Below are 18,781 nucleotides of genomic sequence, written 5' to 3'. Positions count from 1 at the left end.
ATGTGATAGAAAAAGGATGACTGCATATCATCCTTTTTCTATTTCACAGCAAGACTGATTCGTTATTGCTGTGAGTATTGTGGTTCTTCTTGTTGGACTTCTTCAACGCGTGGGTTTAAAGAATCGATAATCGTTTGTGTTTGCTGCGCAGCTGTTTGGAAAAGTTGCTTAGCTTGTTGGTTATCCGTATCAAGAGCGAATCCTTCTAAGCTAGCTTGTGCACTTTTTAATCCAGAAACAGTTTGCTTTAATTTTGTAATTACAGTCATTGAATGAAGCCCCCTTTGGAATATCAATTCAAAGATTATAATTTGTGAGTTGGGGTGAATTTATGATTGGAAAATTTAGGGGTGGAATAGATTTTATATGCTTTTAGCTAAGATGCATAAGGTATTACGGGGATATTTTTATTGATTTAGATGGATTTTATTGCTATTATTATGAGAAGAAAATGAAGTGTTTTCTATAATCATGCGCCCATAGCTCAGTCGGATAGAGCGGTGGTTTCCGGTACCACGTCTGCCGGGGGTTCGAATCCCTCTGGGCGCGTCAGAAAGTCCTAACTTACGTTTTGTAGGTTAGGACTTTTTTATTTATCTCATTATTTGAGGGTTAAACAAAACAAACTGATGGAAGTCTCATTTTATATGTGTACTTTCAAAATGCCTTGTCTCATTGCTTCTGTTAAAGCTTCGGAGCGTGATCCTACTTTTAATTTTTTGAAGATTTTTGTTAGGTTGTATTCTACAGCTCTTGAACTCATGTACAGTTCATCAGCAATTTGTTTATTGCTACTTCCTTTAGAGACGGATTCTAAGATTTCTAATTCTTTTTGTGTAAGAAGAGCGGTTTTATTTTCAAGTTGTTGAGTCGTTATATCGTCTGTACGTAGTTGACGTAATAACGAAATAGGAAGTAAAGTATATCCGTTTACAGCTGCACGAATTGCCATTAATAGCTCTTGTTGAGAAGCTGATTTACTAATAATGCCGCTGATACCAGAGTTTATTAATAAATTGAATTGGGATACATATTCAAAACCTGTATATAAAATGATTTTTGCATCTGTTTGAATATGTAATATTTTCTGGGCGAGTTCAATACCACTACAATTGGGCATATTCATATCCAAGAGGTATACGTCAAAAGGTGTAGCGTCACTTTTTATGAGTGCTTCCTGTTCATTTAAAATATATTCTGCTTGCATATCTTCTTCTAATTCAATCATGCTCTTTGTTCCTTCGCCTACAATTTGATGATCATCTACAATTAATACTCGAATCATTATTTACCACCTCGGAACTGTAATGTTTATTTGAAGTCCTTTTTTAGCTTCGGATACTATATGTATTTCTCCACCAATTGATTGAAGCCTTCCTTTTATACCGGAAAGCCCCATATGCTGCTTAGGAGAGTAGGGAGTGTCTATATTAAAACCTTTGCCGTTGTCTCGGTAGTCTAGGAAAATACAGTTATTCTCTTCCCATAAAAAAATCGATACGATGGTTGCCTCGGAATGTTTATCTGCGTTTGTTAGTAGTTCTTGAATGATACGATATAAAGATAAAATTTTGTCAAAATCGTAATGATGTTCTTGAATTGATTCATGATCAAATTGAATTTGAAACTGCACACGCAATTGTGTTTGGGCTAGCAATTCTCTTAATGCACCAATTAAACCAGCATCTGATAAAAGTGATGGACGCAATTCATTACATGTGTCGCGAATTTGTTGTATTACATCGTGCATACCGAAATGGATTTTTTTTAGTTCATTTTTTAATTCTAGTGGAACGGATTTGTTTTTTAATAAAGAGTCTAGTTTGCGGTACCATACAATTTGATCTTGTAATGCAGAGTCGTGTAAATCTGAAGCAAGTCGGCGCCTTTCTTGTTCAGAAATTTGAAAGAGTAGGCGTGATAAGCTTGCAGAATTTGTTTTGGATTCTAAACTCTCCTGCTCTAGAGAATGAATAATTTCATTAATGGTATACAAGTTTTCGTAAATAAGACGGACGTATGTCGTGACAGTGATGAACCATGATTTTTCATGCGTATTATATTTAATATTATTCACTTTTGTTCCAATCCAGATGTAGTGTTTTATATGTTTAGTAGAGTATAAGTAAATACCGATGCATCCATCATCCTCTAATAAATCATTAATTAGTAATGCTGCCATACTCCATTTTTTCTTTTTAGAAAGTGTGAAATCTTTCGTTTGTCCATATCCGTTGCATTGTGTATATGTGTTTTCTTTCATATCATATTGAACAAATTGAATAAAAGAAGGTTTCAACATTGAAACGATTTCATTAGTGAATTTTTTCTCTAACTCTTCTGTTTTCATAATAGATGATAGCTGTGCGGTAAACTGTTCAATGTTTACGTATAAGTTTGTTTTAGTCCGAAAGAGGTGATTACGAAATGTAAAATCTAATCTTTCTTTTAATATGAGAAATAGAATATTTAACGGAAAAATAATAATAAAACTTTGCAGTAGTCGAGAGAGAAAATTGTCTTTGTAATAAATGCTCCAGCTCGTAATGATTGCAATTAATAGAGTTGGAATTAGTGACAGAAATGCGTAATACCGTAAACGATCAAATACAAACTCTATATCAAAAATCTGCTTCGTCGCTACTAAATAAAAATAACCGATTGGAAGAGCGATTAGGAACATAGCGCCAATATCTGCTGAGAGAATCGGTGTTCTGAATATTGCATCTGGAAGAGCATAGAGTGTAACGAACGGAAAGAAGGCAATGGAATGAATCGTGAGCATTAATTTTAAAAATGGTTTATGTACTGTACTGTGATATTTGATATAGGCACGGATTAAAAAATATATACAAAAGATAATATTTATTGAAAGGTAAATTAGTTCTAATCCATCGGTATTAACTATTGGAAATGGAATGAACATCGTTAAATTAGAGAGTAATAGTAAAATAATGCCGATTGTAATATCGATTTTTAGAAATCTCATAGAAATAACGTATAGTTGCTTTTTCTTGAATAATTCATTCAACAATAAAATGAGAGACATAGGTGTACCTTGAAATACAATACTTAAAATAATGAGAGCGATAAAATCACCTTTACCAGATTCAACTGCGATTAGAAGACTTGAGGAAGTCATGAATAGAAACGTGATCAAAAAGAATGTTTCCCGGTTCAAAGGCTTCTTTGTATAAAGAAAAATAGATAACCCTAGACAAATAAAAGCGAGTAGGAAGGGAAAGTATACAGAAATAATTTTGTCACGAGAATCAATAAAATGTTGTGTTCCTTTATAAGTTTGGGTGATACCGTCTTTTTTAACTTGTATTTCAGATGCATTTAGTGATTGGTTTTGATATCCAGGAAGTATTCCTAAATGAGGCTTTTCTTTATTTATCGAATAGATTATATCTCCTTCTTTTAAGTCCGTATGAAAAGCCCAACCGGAGGATTTAATTTTTGCTATTGTGTATGTAGTTGAGTCTGTTTTAGAAATAAGAACTCCACTATATGGTTGGTTTATTTTATATAAGATATAGCCTTGTAAACAAAAATACAGGATAGTTACACATAAAATGAAAACGAAGTTACGTTGTATCTGCAACGGTTTGGACACCTCTCTTTGTAGGTATATCATTTAATTTCTGAATATTTTTATAATAACATTTAAGAAGTTTTCATACAATCAACTTCATCTGTTGAAATTACGGTGAACCACATAAGAGTGGTTCGCTTTTTTACGGTAAATACAGTACGGATTGCGGACAATAGCATCAGAAAGAAGTCTATGATAAAGATACAACTTAACAAGTCAATGAAGGAGGAAATAGTTATGAAAAAGTTTTTGTTGATGGTAGGCGGGATTGTATTAGGAATGGCGGTTATTTATTTCGTAAAAAGCTAAAAGGAGCTGTTATGGATGGCATTTGAAATTCAAGGATTAAATAAAACATTTGGTGAATATAAAGCCGTTAATGATTTAAATATACGTGTAGAAGAAGGTGGAATTTTAGGGATGCTGGGCCGAAATGGTGCTGGTAAGACGACAACGATTCGTATGATCTTAGATTTAATCAAACCGGATAGCGGCCAAATTCTATGGAATAATCGCCCTTTTTCAAAGAAAGACCTATCTATTGGCTATTTACCAGAAGAGCGTGGATTATACCCGAAAATGAATGTAGTGGAGCAATTGGTGTATTTCGGCAAGTTAGAAGGAATGCCAGCTAATCTTGCAAAAAGGCATGCGTTACAGTGGCTAGAAAAATTAGAAATGACACCACATTTAAAGAAGAAAACAGAGGAATTGTCAAAGGGAAATCAACAAAAAATTCAATTGATTTCAGCGATATTGCATAATCCGGAATTCATCATACTAGATGAACCATTTAGTGGATTGGATCCTGTAAATGCAGAGATGTTAAAAAATGTTGTGCTCGAGTTAATCGCGCAAAGAAAAACGATTATCTTCTGTAGTCATCAAATGGACAGTGTAGAAACGTTCTGTGAGGAAATTTGTATTATGAAAAATGGTCAACTTGTATTATCGGGTGCCTTGTCAGATATTAAGAAAAGTTATCAATACAAATATATGACGTTGCAAACGGAAGGGGATATTGAACCTATTCTTAAGAAGAAAAATTTCAATTTTGAAAAAGTTAATCGTGCGTTCATGATTAAAGTTAATGATGGAGAGGATGCATTTTCGCTGCTTGAAGACATTAAAACTAAACAATATATCCGAGATGTTTCTATTAAAGAACCTTCTTTACATCAAATCTTTGTTGAAAAGGCGGGTGCATAAGTAATGAGGAATTTCTGGATTGTTTTAGGGCAAACGTATTGGGATCGTGTGAGGACGAAAATATTTATTGGGATGACATTGTTATTAATAGGGGGAGGGATATTCTTATTCTCCTTTCCAACTTTAGTACAAAAGTTTTCTGGAGAGAAAGAAAAAGCAAAAGTTGTATTTATTTCCGAAGCACCTAATGTTACTTTGGATCAATCTAATCTTAGTAAAGCTCTTCCAGAATGGGATTGGTCTTTAGGTGATAAAACAAAATTAAATCAATATAAGCAAGATTTGTTAGATAAGAAAGTCGAAGCGCTCTTTATATTAAAAGAGGGTGCGGGTGCTGAACCAGTATTAGATTACTTTATGAAGGTGGATAATCCTAAGTTGATTCAAAGTGCGCAGGTATTTGTACAAAATCAGTATTTTCAAAGTGCGGTAGTTAAACAACAGTTATCAGAAGAGGCTGTGAAATCACTGACGATGAACGTGCAAGCGAAAAAGCAAAACTTAAATAACGAAGAAACAAGCTCATTCTTACTGGTGTATTTATTAGTAGCGATTATGTACTTAGCAATTACTTCGTATGGAAATGCGATTGCTACAGCGGTAGCGTCAGAGAAGGCGTCGCGTGTTATGGAAGTGATGGTAACGAAGGTGTCGCCTGTTCACATGGTCTTTGGGAAGATATTAGGAGTCGGTCTTGCTAGTTTGACACAGTTATTTATTTTCTTCCTTAGTATGGCGCTATATATTAAATCTGGAATTTTTAAGGTATCGGATTCGTTTTTTGGAGTGAATATTGATGTAAATATGATTACAGGTGAGCATGCTGCATATTTCTTGTTATATTTTGTTCTCGGTTACTTCGTTTATGCGGCACTTTTCGCAGTGTTTGGTTCTATGGTAAGCAGGCCAGAAGAATTATCCGGAACAACGATGCCGATTACTCTTATATTGATGGGAAGCTTAGTGGTGGAGTTATTAGTAGTACTTGATAACCCTGAAGGGCTAGTATCAAGGGTGACATCATATGTTCCGTTTACAGCTCCAATTAGTATGGTAGTTAGGATTATTAATGGGTCTGTGAGTGGTATGGAAATTGCAATGTCTATATTGGTTTTGTTAAGTAGTATTAGCCTGATTTCTTTATTTGCTGCGAAAGTATATCCAAAGGGTATTTTGCGAAGTGGTAAGAGCTTGAAGTTATTTCAGCTTTTGAAAAATAGTTGATTAGTGGAAGAGAAGATGGGATCTTCTCTTTTTTGTTGCTCATTTTAACATCTTGTATTAATATTTACTATTAGTACTTAGTATTAAATTTGAATATTATTATTTTCTTTCAATATTATTCAAATTTAGGTTGTAAGTTGTAAATCTCATTAATACATATAAATTAATAATATTTTGGAATGGGTGTCTGTGATAGCATTCTCCTTTTACCAAACTTATTGTACAATAGAAACAAGGGGGAGATTAGTTTGAAGGCAAGTCTTTTACAAGAACAAAGCTTACGTTTGGCAATGACACAAGAGTTAAGGCAAGCGATTACAATGCTCCAGTATAATGTACAAGAATTATCGGAGTTTTTGTATGAGCAATCGTTAGAGAATCCCCTTATTGAGTTAGGTGGTTTTGAGAGGGAGAAGAAAAAGAGCTCTAACAACAGTAAAAGTACCAGCAAACAAGTCGAGAATCAGATGGAGATCTACAGTGTGGATTCTACAACGATTCAGCAACATTTATTAAATCAAATACAGTATTATAAAATAGATGAAGAAGAGCGAAAAGTAGCTTCTTTCATTATTATGAACATGGATGGAAATGGATATTTACAAGAAACGAATGAAGAGTTAGCAGAGCTCCTTTCTGCGCATATTCATGTAGTCGACCGCTCTGTAGAGCTTGTCCAATCACTGGAACCAGCAGGGGTAGGGGCGCGTAATATTCAGGAATGTTTAACCTTACAATTGAAGCGCTTACAAAGACGGAATGGATTAGCAGAAGAGGTTGTAGAAGATCATTTCGCTTATTTTGTGAAGAAAGATTGGCGAAAGCTCGTTCAAGTGTTGAAATGTAGTAATGAGGAATTACAGAGTGCGGTAAATTGTATAACGTCATTACAACCAAAACCAGGTCTTGCGTTTTCTTCAGATAAACCACTTTATATTGTGCCTGATATGGCGGTGAAAAAAGATGGCGATCGCCTCGTTTTACAAATGAATGAGAGAAATATGCCGAGAATTGAAATTCATTCTGAATATAGTGCGCTTCTTAATAATAGTGAAAGTGAAGTAGCATCTTACGTATCAGAAAAGTATCAGCATGTGCAGTGGATTATGCGCAGTTTGAAGCAGAGAAAACAGACGCTGCTGCAAGTGATGAATATTATTATGGAAAAACAACGTGATTTCTTCTGGAAAGGTCCAGAGTATTTAAGACCTCTCGCTTTAAAAGAGGTAGCGGAAGAGTTAAGTGTGCATGAATCAACAATTAGTCGTGCGACGCGAAATAAATATGTGCAAACACCACACGGTTTATTTGAGATGAAATCGTTCTTTAGCAATGCCGTTTCGACGACTGAAGATGAAGCAGTTTCTACAAAACGTGTAAAACAATTTATTCAAACGCTAATTGGGGCAGAGGATAAGAAAAAGCCACTTTCAGATCAAAAGATTTCAAAATTATTAGAAGAAGAGCATGAAATTGTTATTTCTCGAAGAACAGTGGCGAAGTATAGAGAACAAATGCATATCCCAGCTTCGTCATTACGAAAAACGATCGGATAGGTGAAGAAGATGAAAGTTGTACTGTATACTAAAAAAGATTGTGGCCTTTGCGTGAAGGCGAAACAAGTTTTACAGGAAGTACAATGTGAATATTCTTTTCAAATCGAGGAAATAGATATATATGAAGATAATGACCTTTTAGAAAAATATCACTTAATGATTCCGGTTGTAGAAATGGACGGAAAACAAGTAGAATATGGTAACATTCACAAAGGTGTCATAATAAACTATATAAAGAATGCAGTTAAGAGTTGAATAAGTTTCTATCTCCTGTTACAATAATACACGTAGCAGGGATTATTTTTTTAACCTATGTGGGACACAAAATGTCACTACGGGACGTAAAGTGACCACTAAGGAAAAATGAACCAATGTAGTGAGGAGAAAAGATATGCGCTCATGGATTCAGAACACAAAAAAATTATTACCTGATCTGCTACCTGTTATGCAAACGAGAATGCAAATTCTTCAATACATTAGGCTCATGCAGCCGATTGGAAGAAGAAACTTATCAGCAAGCCTCGGTATGACAGAACGAGTATTGCGAAGTGAAGTTCAAGTTTTGAAAGAACAAAACTTAGTTCACGTCGCTTCTTCTGGAATGACTTTGACAGAAGAAGGAACAGCTTTAGTTCTTGCTTTGGAAGACTTTATGAAAGAAATTTCCGGGTTAAAGGTTTTAGAAAAGCAACTTAAGGAAACATTAGACTTGGATGAAGTTTTCGTTGTCCCTGGTGATAGTGATGAATCACCTTGGGTCAAACTGGAGATGGGCCGTGCTTGTGTGACTTGTATAAAAGACCGTCTGACAGCGAATAATATCGTTGCTGTGGCTGGAGGAACTACGCTAGCTGCTGCTGCGGACATGATGCAACTTGATTGCAAAGATTTACATATGCTATTTGTCCCAGCACGTGGTGGAATTGGAGAAGGTGTTGAATTAGAAGCCAATACCATTTGTGCCAAGATGGCGCAAAATACGATGAGTAATTATCGCTTATTGTATGTTCCAGACCATGTTAGTAGCGAAGCATATGCGTCTATTGTGACAGAGCCTTCCGTGAAAGAAGTTCTTGAGTTGATTCGATCTTCCAATATCGTCATTCATGGAATAGGTGATGCGTTAACAATGGCACGTCGCAGAAGTACTTCAGAAGCAGATTGGTTAAAGATTCAGGCAAGCGAAGCAGTTGGCGAAGCTTTCGGTTACTACTTTAATGAAGAAGGAAATGTTGTTCATAAAGTAAGAACAGTTGGTATGCAACTTGAGGATTTACAAAATGTATCTCACGTTGTTGCAGTCGCTGGAGGTTCTTCAAAGGCAAAAGCAATACAGGCTGTAATAAAGCAAGGGCACACTTCAATTCTAATTACAGATGAAGGTGCAGCAAAACAATTAACAAAGGGTTTTACCCTTTAATATAATCCCCCAAGGAGGAAATTCAAATGACTAAAATTGGTATTAATGGATTTGGACGTATCGGACGTAACGTATTCCGCGCAGCTCTTAACAACTCTGAGGTAGAAGTAGTAGCAATCAACGACTTAACAGATGCTAAAACATTAGCTCACCTTTTAAAATATGACACAGTTCACGGAACTTTAAATGCAGAAGTATCTGCTAACGAAAACAGCATCGTTGTTAACGGTAAAGAAATTAAAGTTATCGCTGAGCGTGACCCAGCTCAATTACCATGGAGCGACTACGGAGTAGAAGTAGTAGTAGAATCTACTGGCCGTTTCACTAAAAAATCAGACGCTGAAAAACACTTAGGTGGATCAGTTAAGAAAGTTATCATCTCAGCTCCAGCTTCTGACGAAGATATCACTGTAGTTATGGGTGTTAACCATGAACAATACGATGCAGCTAACCACAACGTAGTATCTAACGCTTCTTGTACTACAAACTGTCTAGCTCCATTCGCTAAAGTATTAAACGAAAAATTCGGCGTAAAACGCGGAATGATGACAACAATTCACTCTTACACTAACGACCAACAAATCTTAGACTTACCACACAAAGATTTACGTCGTGCTCGTGCAGCAGCTGAAAACATGATCCCAACATCTACTGGTGCAGCTAAAGCTGTAGCATTAGTATTACCAGAACTTAAAGGTAAATTAAACGGTGGCGCTGTACGTGTTCCAACTGCTAACGTTTCTCTTGTTGACTTAGTTGTTGAACTTGACAAAGAAGTAACAGTTGAAGATGTAAACGCAGCATTCAAAGCAGCAGCTGAAGGCGAATTAAAAGGTATCCTTGGATACAGCGAAGAGCCATTAGTATCTATCGACTATAACGGATGTACAGCTTCTTCTACAATCGATGCATTATCTACAATGGTAATGGAAGGTAACATGGTTAAAGTACTTTCTTGGTACGATAACGAAACTGGTTACTCTAACCGCGTAGTAGACTTAGCAGCTTACATGACTTCAAAAGGTCTTTAATTCTTAATTATATAAGTTATCAATGACAAAACGAGGGAGAGGGTTTGTTCCCTCTCTCTCTTCTTTCGTTTTAAAAGCAAATGTGTTAAGCTTTTGAATGGGTTTTGTCAATCCTAACTAGTAGTCGGAGGGAAATCCAATGAACAAAAAATCAATTCGTGACGTAGATTTAAAAGGTAAGCGTGTATTTTGCCGCGTTGATTTCAACGTACCTATGAAAGAAGGCAAAATTACAGATGAAACTCGTATCCGTGCAGCTCTTCCTACAATTCAATATTTAGTAGAGCAAGGTGCGAAAGTTATTTTAGCAAGCCACTTAGGCCGTCCAAAAGGTCAAGCAGTAGAAGAATTACGTCTTACTCCAGTAGCAGCACGTTTAGGCGAGCTTCTTGGTAAAGATGTTAAAAAAGCGGACGAAGCATTCGGACCAGTTGCACAAGAAATGGTTGCAGCAATGAACGAAGGCGACGTATTAGTTCTTGAAAACGTACGTTTCTATGCGGGCGAAGAAAAGAACGATGCAGAACTTGCGAAAGAATTTGCAGCACTTGCTGACATCTTCGTAAACGATGCATTCGGTGCAGCTCACCGTGCTCATGCTTCTACAGCAGGTATCGCAGACTACCTACCAGCAGTATCTGGTCTATTAATGGAAAAAGAGTTAGATGTACTTGGTAAAGCACTTTCTAACCCAGAACGTCCATTTACAGCTATCATCGGTGGTGCGAAAGTAAAAGATAAAATCGGTGTAATTCGTCATCTATTAGACAAAGTAGATAACTTAATCATCGGTGGCGGACTTGCTTACACATTCGTTAAAGCTTTAGGTCATGAAATTGGTCTATCTCTATGTGAAGACGACAAGATTGAACTAGCTAAAGAATTTATGCAACTTGCAAAAGAAAAAGGCGTAAACTTCTATATGCCAGTTGATGTTGTAATCACTGAGGAATTCTCTGAAACTGCAACAACTAAAATTGTTGGTATCGACTCTATCCCTTCTAACTGGGAAGGCGTGGACATCGGTCCTAAAACACGTGAAATTTATGCAGATGTAATTAAAAATTCTAAGCTTGTTGTATGGAATGGACCAATGGGTGTATTCGAAATGACTCCATTCGCAGAAGGTACAAAAGCAGTAGGACAAGCATTAGCAGATGCAGAAGATACATACTCTGTTATCGGCGGTGGTGACTCTGCAGCAGCTGTTGAAAAATTCGGTATGGCTGATAAAATGAGCCACATTTCTACTGGCGGCGGTGCGTCATTAGAATTCATGGAAGGTAAAGAGCTTCCAGGTGTAGTTTGTCTTAACGACAAATAAGTAGCAGCCAAAGAAAAAGGACGGTGCAAAGCATGCGTAAACCAATTATCGCAGGTAACTGGAAAATGAATAAAACTCTATCTGAAGCAGTTAGCTTCGTAGAGGAAGTTAAAGGTCAAATCCCAGCAGCTTCAGCTGTTGATGCAGTAGTTTGCTCTCCAGCTCTATTCTTAGAGCGCCTTGTAGCAGCAACTGAAGGAACTGACTTACAAGTAGGTGCACAAAACATGCACTTCGAAAAAAATGGTGCATTCACTGGCGAAATTAGCCCAGTAGCACTTAGCGACTTAAAAGTTGGCTATGTAGTACTTGGCCACTCTGAGCGTCGTGAAATGTTTGCTGAAACAGACGAATCAGTAAACAAAAAGACTATCGCAGCATTTGAACATGGTTTAACACCAATCGTATGTTGTGGTGAGACTTTAGAAGAGCGCGAAAGCGGAAAAACATTTGATCTAGTAGCAGGTCAAGTGACAAAAGCACTTGCAGGTTTAACAGAAGAGCAAGTTAAAGCAACTGTTATCGCTTATGAGCCAATCTGGGCTATCGGTACAGGTAAATCTTCTTCTTCTGCAGATGCAAACGAAGTATGTGCGCACATCCGTAAAGTTGTTGCAGAAGCTGTTTCTCCAGAAGCTGCAGAAGCTGTTCGTATCCAATACGGCGGTAGCGTAAAACCAGAAAACATTAAAGAGTATATGGCACAATCTGACATCGACGGCGCTTTAGTTGGCGGTGCTAGCTTAGAGCCTGCTTCGTTCTTAGGTCTTCTGGGGGCGGTAAAATGAGAAAGCCAACAGCTTTAATCATTCTTGACGGTTTCGGACTTCGTGAAGAAACTTACGGGAATGCTGTAGCACAAGCTAAGAAACCTAATTTTGATGGTTACTGGAACAAATTCCCTCATACAACGCTTACAGCTTGTGGTGAGGCGGTAGGTCTTCCAGAAGGTCAAATGGGTAACTCTGAGGTTGGTCACTTAAATATCGGTGCTGGCCGCGTAGTATATCAAAGCTTAACACGCGTTAACGTTGCAATTCGTGAAGGTGAGTTCGATAAGAACGAAACTTTCCAAAATGCAATTAAAAGCGTAAAAGAAAAAGGTACTGCACTTCATTTATTCGGTTTACTTTCTGACGGTGGTGTGCACAGTCACATGAACCATATGTTTGCTCTTCTTCGCTTAGCAGCAAAAGAAGGCGTGGAGAAAGTTTATATCCATGCATTCTTAGACGGCCGCGATGTTGGACCACAAACAGCAAAAGGTTATATCGATGCAACGAATGAAGTAATTAAAGAAACAGGAGTAGGACAATTCGCGACTATCTCTGGTCGTTATTACTCTATGGACCGTGACAAGCGTTGGGATCGCGTAGAAAAATGTTACAGTGCTATGGTGAATGGTGAAGGCCCTACTTATAAATCAGCAGAAGAGTGTGTAGAAGACTCTTATGCGAACGGTATCTATGATGAATTCGTATTGCCGTCTGTAATTGTTAACGAAGATAACACGCCAGTTGCAACAATCAATGATGATGATGCAGTTATCTTCTATAACTTCCGTCCAGACCGTGCAATTCAAATTGCTCGTGTATTTACAAACGAAGACTTCCGTGAGTTCGATCGTGGTGAAAAAGTACCTCACATTCCAGAATTCGTATGTATGACACACTTCAGTGAAACTGTAGATGGTTACGTGGCATTCAAGCCAATGAACCTTGATAACACTTTAGGTGAAGTTGTTGCGCAAGCGGGATTAAAGCAACTTCGCATCGCGGAAACTGAAAAGTATCCGCACGTTACATTCTTCTTTAGCGGTGGTCGTGAGGCTGAATTCCCAGGAGAAGAGCGTATCTTAATTAACTCACCAAAGGTTGCAACGTATGACTTGAAACCTGAAATGAGCATTTACGAAGTAACGGACGCTTTAGTAAATGAAATCGAAAATGATAAACATGATGTTATCATTCTTAACTTTGCGAACTGTGATATGGTTGGCCATTCTGGGATGATGGAACCAACAATTAAAGCAGTAGAAGCAACTGACGAATGTTTAGGAAAAGTTGTAGAAGCAATTCTTGCAAAAGATGGTGTAGCACTTATTACTGCTGACCATGGTAATGCTGATCAGGAGTTAACTGCTGATGGCGGTCCTATGACAGCTCATACAACTAACCCGGTTCCTTTCATCGTTACAAAAAATGATGTAGAGCTTCGTGAAGGTGGTATTTTAGGAGATATCGCTCCAACAATGCTTACACTTTTAAATGTGGAACAACCGAAAGAAATGACAGGTAAAACAATTATTAAATAATTTGCTTATATAAAAAGGAGAGAATTTATTATGTCAACAATTATTGATGTTTATGCTCGCGAAGTCCTTGACTCTCGTGGTAACCCAACTGTAGAAGTAGAAGTTTACACAGAAAGCGGCGCTTTCGGACGCGCTATCGTACCAAGTGGTGCATCTACTGGTGAGCACGAAGCAGTAGAATTACGTGACGGTGACAAATCTCGTTACCTTGGTAAAGGTGTTGTTAACGCAGTAAACAACGTTAACGAAATTATCGCTCCAGAAATCGCTGGTTTCGATGTAACTGACCAAGCTGGTATCGACCGTGCTATGATCGAATTAGATGGCACTCCAAACAAAGGTAAACTAGGCGCTAACGCTATCCTTGGTGTATCTATGGCAGTAGCTCACGCAGCAGCTGACTTCGTAGGTCTTCCATTATACCGTTACCTTGGTGGATTCAATGCAAAACAATTACCAACTCCAATGATGAACATCATCAACGGTGGTTCTCACGCTGATAACAACGTTGACTTCCAAGAGTTCATGATCTTACCAGTTGGTGCTCCAACATTCAAAGAATCAATCCGTATGGGTGCTGAAGTATTCCATGCACTTAAAGCTGTATTACATGACAAAGGTCTTAACACTGCAGTAGGTGACGAAGGTGGATTCGCTCCAAACCTTGGTTCTAACCGTGAAGCTCTAGAAGTAATCATCGAAGCTATCGAAAAAGCTGGTTACAAAGCTGGCGAGAACGTATTCTTAGGAATGGACGTTGCTTCTTCTGAGTTCTACAACAAAGAAACTGGTAAATATGACCTTGCAGGCGAAGGCCGTACTGGCTTAACTTCTGCAGAAATGGTTGATTTCTACGAAGAGCTTTGCAAAGACTTCCCAATCATCTCTATCGAAGATGGTTTAGACGAAAACGACTGGGATGGTCACAAATTATTAACTGAGCGTATCGGTGATAAAGTACAATTAGTTGGTGACGATTTATTCGTAACTAACACTCAAAAACTTGCTGAAGGTATCGAAAAAGGTATCTCTAACTCAATCTTAATTAAAGTTAACCAAATCGGTACTTTAACTGAGACTTTCGAAGCTATCGAAATGGCTAAACGTGCTGGTTACACAGCAGTTGTATCTCACCGTTCTGGTGAAACTGAAGATGCTACAATCGCTGACATCGCAGTTGCAACTAACGCTGGCCAAATCAAAACTGGTTCTATGAGCCGTACTGACCGTATTGCTAAGTACAACCAATTATTACGCATCGAAGACGAACTAGGCGAAATCGCTGTTTACGATGGTATCAAATCTTTCTATAACATCAAACGATAATTGTAGAAAATAAACGACAGACCGTGAGAAATCACGGTCTGTTTTTTTATGTTAAAATTGTTCACCTGTCATAAGTGACATGAAATGTTTGAAGAAGCGGTTATAATCAAAATCAATTGCTATTTGATGACTCGGCCAATCAATAAATGGTTTAGGTTCTCCTAAAGAGCGAAATTCTCCAATGCTTGCCCCCTGTGCATAAGATTCTGTCATGACAACGATAGGTGATTTGTGATAGGTAAACATAGAGTTATCAAGTAAAGCGAGTATTGGCATTGTGTCATGGAAGGGGCTGCCCTTTAAATGTGGTAGGGCGTCTTTATAATATCCGTAGTAATAATGATCGAATAACGGTTTGACAAGTGGGGCTTTTCCTTTTGCCTCAATGTATTCGGCCATTTCTGGTGTAATGATGGAATATTGGGTGACGTTTAATGGGTATATGTACATGTTAGCTGCGGATTGAAGGACTATATTAGCTGCAGTAGGGTCGCCATAGAAGTTTGCTTCGGAAATAGGGGTAACATTACCAGGATGTAAAAAGGCACCGCCCATTACGTAGTAGGATTTAACTTGCTCCATTAATTGTTTACATACGATAAATAAAATTGCTAGGGAGGTAAGTCTTCCTAAGCTCACAATAATTAATTCATCTTTATACTGTTCAATAAGAGGAATAACTTCAAAAAAATTCTCCATTTCTTCGTTAGTTACATTCACCTGTGGAATAATTGGCCCGAGCCCTTGTTTCCCGTGTACATCTGTAAAAAAAGCAGGAGGAGCACCAGTAATTGGACGTTCTGATCCACCAAAGATTTTGATATTCCTACCCTTTACTTCGCTTGTAAGAAAATGAGCATTTTCTACGGCCATTTTTTTTGGAACATTGCCGTAATCAGCAACGATACCGACGATTTCTATTTCATTGATAAAGAATGCTAAGAGGAGAGCCATCGTATCATCAATCCCAGGATCACAAAAAATGAGAACTTTTTTGGGCATATGTTCACCACCTATCTTGTTTATCCCGTACAAACCCGCTTGGTGAGGAATGATCAATGGGGATGAGGAAACCCTCAATGATTAAAGTTTCACTTTATATATATGTAAGTTTAAGGATAAAAAGATTATTTTATTGAAATAACAGTCTTATAAATTCAGAAAATAAAAACTTTTTATATTAGGTCAAGGTTTTTGACGTAATTTTCATTTGGAAATGCAGTCATATCAAGGTTGTAAGCGTATAACATCGGCTTTTTTTGCTGTCAAGTTGATAAATTGCAGCTTTTTACAATTTATACTATGATAAAGATATTAACAGAAGATCGTATAAACATGAGGGATGATGAACATGAAATTTACAAAGATTCTTGTCCAAATTGCTGCTCTTTACGTGTTTTATATGGTTGGAACTAGGGTGCAAGAAATGTTAAATATTCCAATTCCAGGAAGTTTGATTGGGATGTTCCTCTTACTTGTTTTACTTAGCCTAAAAGTTCTTCCAGTGAAATGGTTCGATTTAGGAGCAGAAACACTCGTTGCTATTATGCCGTTTTTATTAATTCCGCCAACGCTTGGCCTAATGAATTACGGTGCTTTTTTTATGAGTAAAGGAATTTCTCTTTTCATTACAGTTGTAGCGAGTACATTTTTAATTATTATTGTCGCAGGACATACAGGACAATATCTTGCGAATAGGAAGGAAAGAGAGTCGCGATGAGCCAAATATTAATCGGAATCGGTTGGGTTCTTTTTACGGTGCTATTATATCAATTATCTAAAAAAATCTATAAATTATTTCCAACACCATTCACCATTCCAATGCTTGTAGCAACAGGATTAATGGCTTTCCTATTTATCGTGCTTGATATACCATATCAACATTATATGGAAAGTGGTGGTGGCTGGATTGCAAAGCTACTTGGACCCGGTGTTGTAGCATTTGCAATTCCTCTTTATAAACAACGTCATGTTCTGCAAAAATATGTTGTACCGATTGCTGGTGGGGTATTAGTAGGTACAACAGTTGCAATCGCTAGTGATTTTGCTATTGCTTCACTTATGGGAACAGATAAAAGCTTAATCTTATCGTCTTTACCAAAATCGGTAACAATGCCAGTTGCGATGAGCGTTTCTGAACAAGTCGGTGGTGTACCTTCCTTAACAGCAGCTTTCGTTGTTATCGCAGGTATTACTGGAACGATTACAGGACCCCTTTTATTAAAATGGAGCCGTGTTACAAACTCAGTTGGTAAAGGTATCGGATTTGGATGTGCTTCTCATATTATGGGCGTGATGAGAGCGATGAAAAATAACGAACATGAAGGTGTTATTGGATCGGTAACAATGACATTAACAGCAATTTTGACATGTTTACTTGGACCGTTATTTGCGATGATGTTTATGTAATAGAAGAAAAGCGAGAGCGCCTCTATAGCTCTCGCTTTTCTATAGAATTTATGCTACAGTTACAATAACTGAATCTTTGTAGGAGGTACGCCAAGTGCATACGTTATTATCAGTTTTACTTATTATTGTATCGATTTTAATGATTGTTATGGTACTTATGCAATCTAGTAATAGCTCAGGCCTTTCAGGTGCAATTTCAGGCGGTGCGGAGCAATTATTTGGTAAGCAAAAGGCACGTGGAATTGAAGCGGTATTAAACCGTATTACAATTGTTTTAGCTGTATTGTTCTTTGTATTAACAATTGGTGTTACGTACTTCAATTTATAGAATTGAAAGAAGAAGCGTTAGTGAATGGTACTAATGGTTCTTCTTTTTTTGTTTTGCTATTTGAAAGATGTTTCTAATTAGATTATAGAAATACAAATATGGTACACTAGATATAGAAAGAATACGACTAGATTACAGAAGAGAAAGAGGAGAAATACATGATGAAATTAGCATCTCCGAAACCATTTACATTTGAGGGTGGAGACCGCGCTGTTTTATTACTACATGGATTCACAGGGAACTCAGCTGATGTACGTATGTTAGGGCGTTTCTTAGAAAAGAAGGGCTATACTTGTCATGCGCCAATTTATAAAGGGCACGGTGTACCACCAGAAGAGCTTGTTCATACAGGGCCTACAGATTGGTGGCAAGATGTAACGGAGGCATATCAGCTTTTAAAAGATAAAGGTTTTGAGAAAATTGCTGTTGTTGGATTGTCACTTGGCGGCGTATTTTCTTTAAAATTAGGTTATACAGTACCGGTTTTAGGTGTAGTACCAATGTGTGCACCGATGTATATTAAGAGCGAAGAAACGATGTACCAAGGTATATTGGCATATGCCCGCGAATATAAAAAACGTGAGCAAAAATCACCTGAACAAATTGAACAAGAAATGTTGGAATTCCAAAAGACACCGATGAATACATTAAAAGCATTACAACAATTAATTGCTGACGTACGTAACAATGTGGATATGATTTATGCACCAACATTTGTTGTACAAGCACGTCATGACGAAATGATTAATACAGATAGTGCTAACATTATTTATAACGGTGTAGAATCTACGTTAAAAGACATTAAATGGTATGAAGACTCTACGCATGTCATTACACTTGATAAACAACGTGACGAGCTACATGAGGATGTATATAACTTCTTGGAGCAACTAGATTGGTAAGATCTAGTTGCCTCTTTTTTTCATAAGGAATTTTTTGTGAAAACTGTAAAAATCATAAGGGGAGTATTGAAGTTTCACTTTATACATCCCCTATCTTTCGGATACACTAAATAATATAAGGTTTTAAAGGAGGTATTTTT

General features: G+C 37.3%; 18 protein-coding genes and 1 tRNA gene. 15 read left to right on the top strand and 4 right to left on the bottom strand.

What is annotated here, in order from left to right; translation table 11 throughout:
* Positions 1 to 62: 62 nt before the first annotated feature.
* Positions 63 to 269, bottom strand: a complete 207-nt coding sequence (locus tag ACW0JX_RS25065) for a DUF1657 domain-containing protein (RefSeq protein ID WP_000216166.1) — start codon at positions 267 to 269, stop codon at positions 63 to 65.
* 204 nt (positions 270 to 473) lie between these two features.
* On the opposite strand from ACW0JX_RS25065, the gene ACW0JX_RS25060 reads away from it, so the two are divergent.
* A tRNA-Arg gene (locus ACW0JX_RS25060) sits at positions 474 to 549 on the top strand.
* A gap of 94 nt (positions 550 to 643) precedes the next feature.
* Here ACW0JX_RS25060 and ACW0JX_RS25055 read toward each other — a convergent pair.
* Together ACW0JX_RS25055 and ACW0JX_RS25050 are read right to left on the bottom strand one after the other, a co-directional pair.
* On the bottom strand, positions 644 to 1,285 hold the full coding sequence (locus ACW0JX_RS25055) for a response regulator (RefSeq protein WP_000621765.1): 642 nt from the start codon (positions 1,283 to 1,285) through the stop codon (positions 644 to 646).
* A gap of 3 nt (positions 1,286 to 1,288) precedes the next feature.
* Positions 1,289 to 3,640, bottom strand: coding sequence for a sensor histidine kinase (locus ACW0JX_RS25050; protein ID WP_172805523.1), 2,352 nt, complete (start codon positions 3,638 to 3,640; stop codon positions 1,289 to 1,291).
* A gap of 282 nt (positions 3,641 to 3,922) precedes the next feature.
* On the opposite strand from ACW0JX_RS25050, the gene ACW0JX_RS25045 reads away from it, so the two are divergent.
* The 10 genes from ACW0JX_RS25045 to eno all read left to right on the top strand — a co-directional run bounded on the left by ACW0JX_RS25045 (position 3,923) and on the right by eno (position 15,002).
* A complete protein-coding gene (locus tag ACW0JX_RS25045) occupies positions 3,923 to 4,807 on the top strand; it encodes an ABC transporter ATP-binding protein (RefSeq protein ID WP_098836022.1) in 885 nt (294 codons plus the stop codon).
* Between the two features lie 3 nt (positions 4,808 to 4,810).
* Complete coding sequence (locus tag ACW0JX_RS25040; protein WP_053563380.1) at positions 4,811 to 6,031, top strand: ABC transporter permease; 1,221 nt, start codon at positions 4,811 to 4,813, stop codon at positions 6,029 to 6,031.
* A 248-nt stretch (positions 6,032 to 6,279) separates the two neighbouring features.
* Positions 6,280 to 7,587 carry an RNA polymerase factor sigma-54 gene (gene rpoN, locus ACW0JX_RS25035; protein WP_000647953.1) on the top strand — a complete coding sequence of 436 codons (1,308 nt, stop codon included), beginning with the start codon at positions 6,280 to 6,282 and terminating at the stop codon, positions 7,585 to 7,587.
* A 9-nt stretch (positions 7,588 to 7,596) separates the two neighbouring features.
* Positions 7,597 to 7,842 (top strand): glutaredoxin family protein, encoded by a 246-nt coding sequence (locus ACW0JX_RS25030; protein ID WP_000869730.1) that lies wholly within the window; start codon positions 7,597 to 7,599, stop codon positions 7,840 to 7,842.
* A 136-nt stretch (positions 7,843 to 7,978) separates the two neighbouring features.
* On the top strand, positions 7,979 to 9,007 hold the full coding sequence (cggR, locus tag ACW0JX_RS25025) for a gapA transcriptional regulator CggR (protein ID WP_001258185.1): 1,029 nt from the start codon (positions 7,979 to 7,981) through the stop codon (positions 9,005 to 9,007).
* Between the two features lie 26 nt (positions 9,008 to 9,033).
* On the top strand, positions 9,034 to 10,038 hold the full coding sequence (gene gap / locus ACW0JX_RS25020; RefSeq protein ID WP_000161234.1) for a type I glyceraldehyde-3-phosphate dehydrogenase: 1,005 nt from the start codon (positions 9,034 to 9,036) through the stop codon (positions 10,036 to 10,038).
* Positions 10,039 to 10,177: 139 nt separating this feature from the next.
* Positions 10,178 to 11,362, top strand: coding sequence for a phosphoglycerate kinase (locus ACW0JX_RS25015; RefSeq protein WP_001036331.1), 1,185 nt, complete (start codon positions 10,178 to 10,180; stop codon positions 11,360 to 11,362).
* A 32-nt stretch (positions 11,363 to 11,394) separates the two neighbouring features.
* Positions 11,395 to 12,150, top strand: coding sequence for a triose-phosphate isomerase (gene tpiA / locus ACW0JX_RS25010; protein ID WP_001231038.1), 756 nt, complete (start codon positions 11,395 to 11,397; stop codon positions 12,148 to 12,150).
* Positions 12,147 to 13,676 carry a 2,3-bisphosphoglycerate-independent phosphoglycerate mutase gene (gene gpmI, locus ACW0JX_RS25005; RefSeq protein WP_001231158.1) on the top strand — a complete coding sequence of 510 codons (1,530 nt, stop codon included), beginning with the start codon at positions 12,147 to 12,149 and terminating at the stop codon, positions 13,674 to 13,676. Before tpiA ends, gpmI begins: the two co-directional genes overlap by 4 nt.
* 30 nt (positions 13,677 to 13,706) lie before the next feature.
* Positions 13,707 to 15,002, top strand: a complete 1,296-nt coding sequence (gene eno / locus ACW0JX_RS25000) for a phosphopyruvate hydratase (protein WP_000103951.1) — start codon at positions 13,707 to 13,709, stop codon at positions 15,000 to 15,002.
* A 51-nt stretch (positions 15,003 to 15,053) separates the two neighbouring features.
* Here eno and ACW0JX_RS24995 read toward each other — a convergent pair whose 3' ends face one another.
* A complete protein-coding gene (locus ACW0JX_RS24995; protein ID WP_089171971.1) occupies positions 15,054 to 16,004 on the bottom strand; it encodes a nucleoside hydrolase in 951 nt (316 codons plus the stop codon).
* 349 nt (positions 16,005 to 16,353) lie between these two features.
* On the opposite strand from ACW0JX_RS24995, the gene ACW0JX_RS24990 reads away from it, so the two are divergent.
* From ACW0JX_RS24990 to estA, 4 genes are all read left to right on the top strand, one after another.
* Positions 16,354 to 16,722 (top strand): CidA/LrgA family holin-like protein, encoded by a 369-nt coding sequence (locus ACW0JX_RS24990; RefSeq protein ID WP_089171970.1) that lies wholly within the window; start codon positions 16,354 to 16,356, stop codon positions 16,720 to 16,722.
* Positions 16,719 to 17,411, top strand: coding sequence for an LrgB family protein (locus ACW0JX_RS24985; protein WP_000078304.1), 693 nt, complete (start codon positions 16,719 to 16,721; stop codon positions 17,409 to 17,411). The genes ACW0JX_RS24990 and ACW0JX_RS24985 overlap by 4 nt, the downstream gene beginning before the upstream one ends.
* 94 nt (positions 17,412 to 17,505) lie before the next feature.
* Entirely contained in the window at positions 17,506 to 17,739 is a 234-nt protein-coding gene (secG, locus tag ACW0JX_RS24980) for a preprotein translocase subunit SecG (RefSeq protein ID WP_000557264.1), read from the top strand.
* Positions 17,740 to 17,900: 161 nt separating this feature from the next.
* Complete coding sequence (gene estA, locus ACW0JX_RS24975) at positions 17,901 to 18,641, top strand: carboxylesterase (RefSeq protein WP_000761986.1); 741 nt, start codon at positions 17,901 to 17,903, stop codon at positions 18,639 to 18,641.
* Positions 18,642 to 18,781: the final 140 nt, after the last annotated feature.

The organism is Bacillus sp. C-3-6 (genome assembly GCF_054509685.1).
The sequence above is the reverse complement of the archived record's forward strand: the minus strand, read 5'-3'. Positions and strand labels throughout refer to the sequence as shown.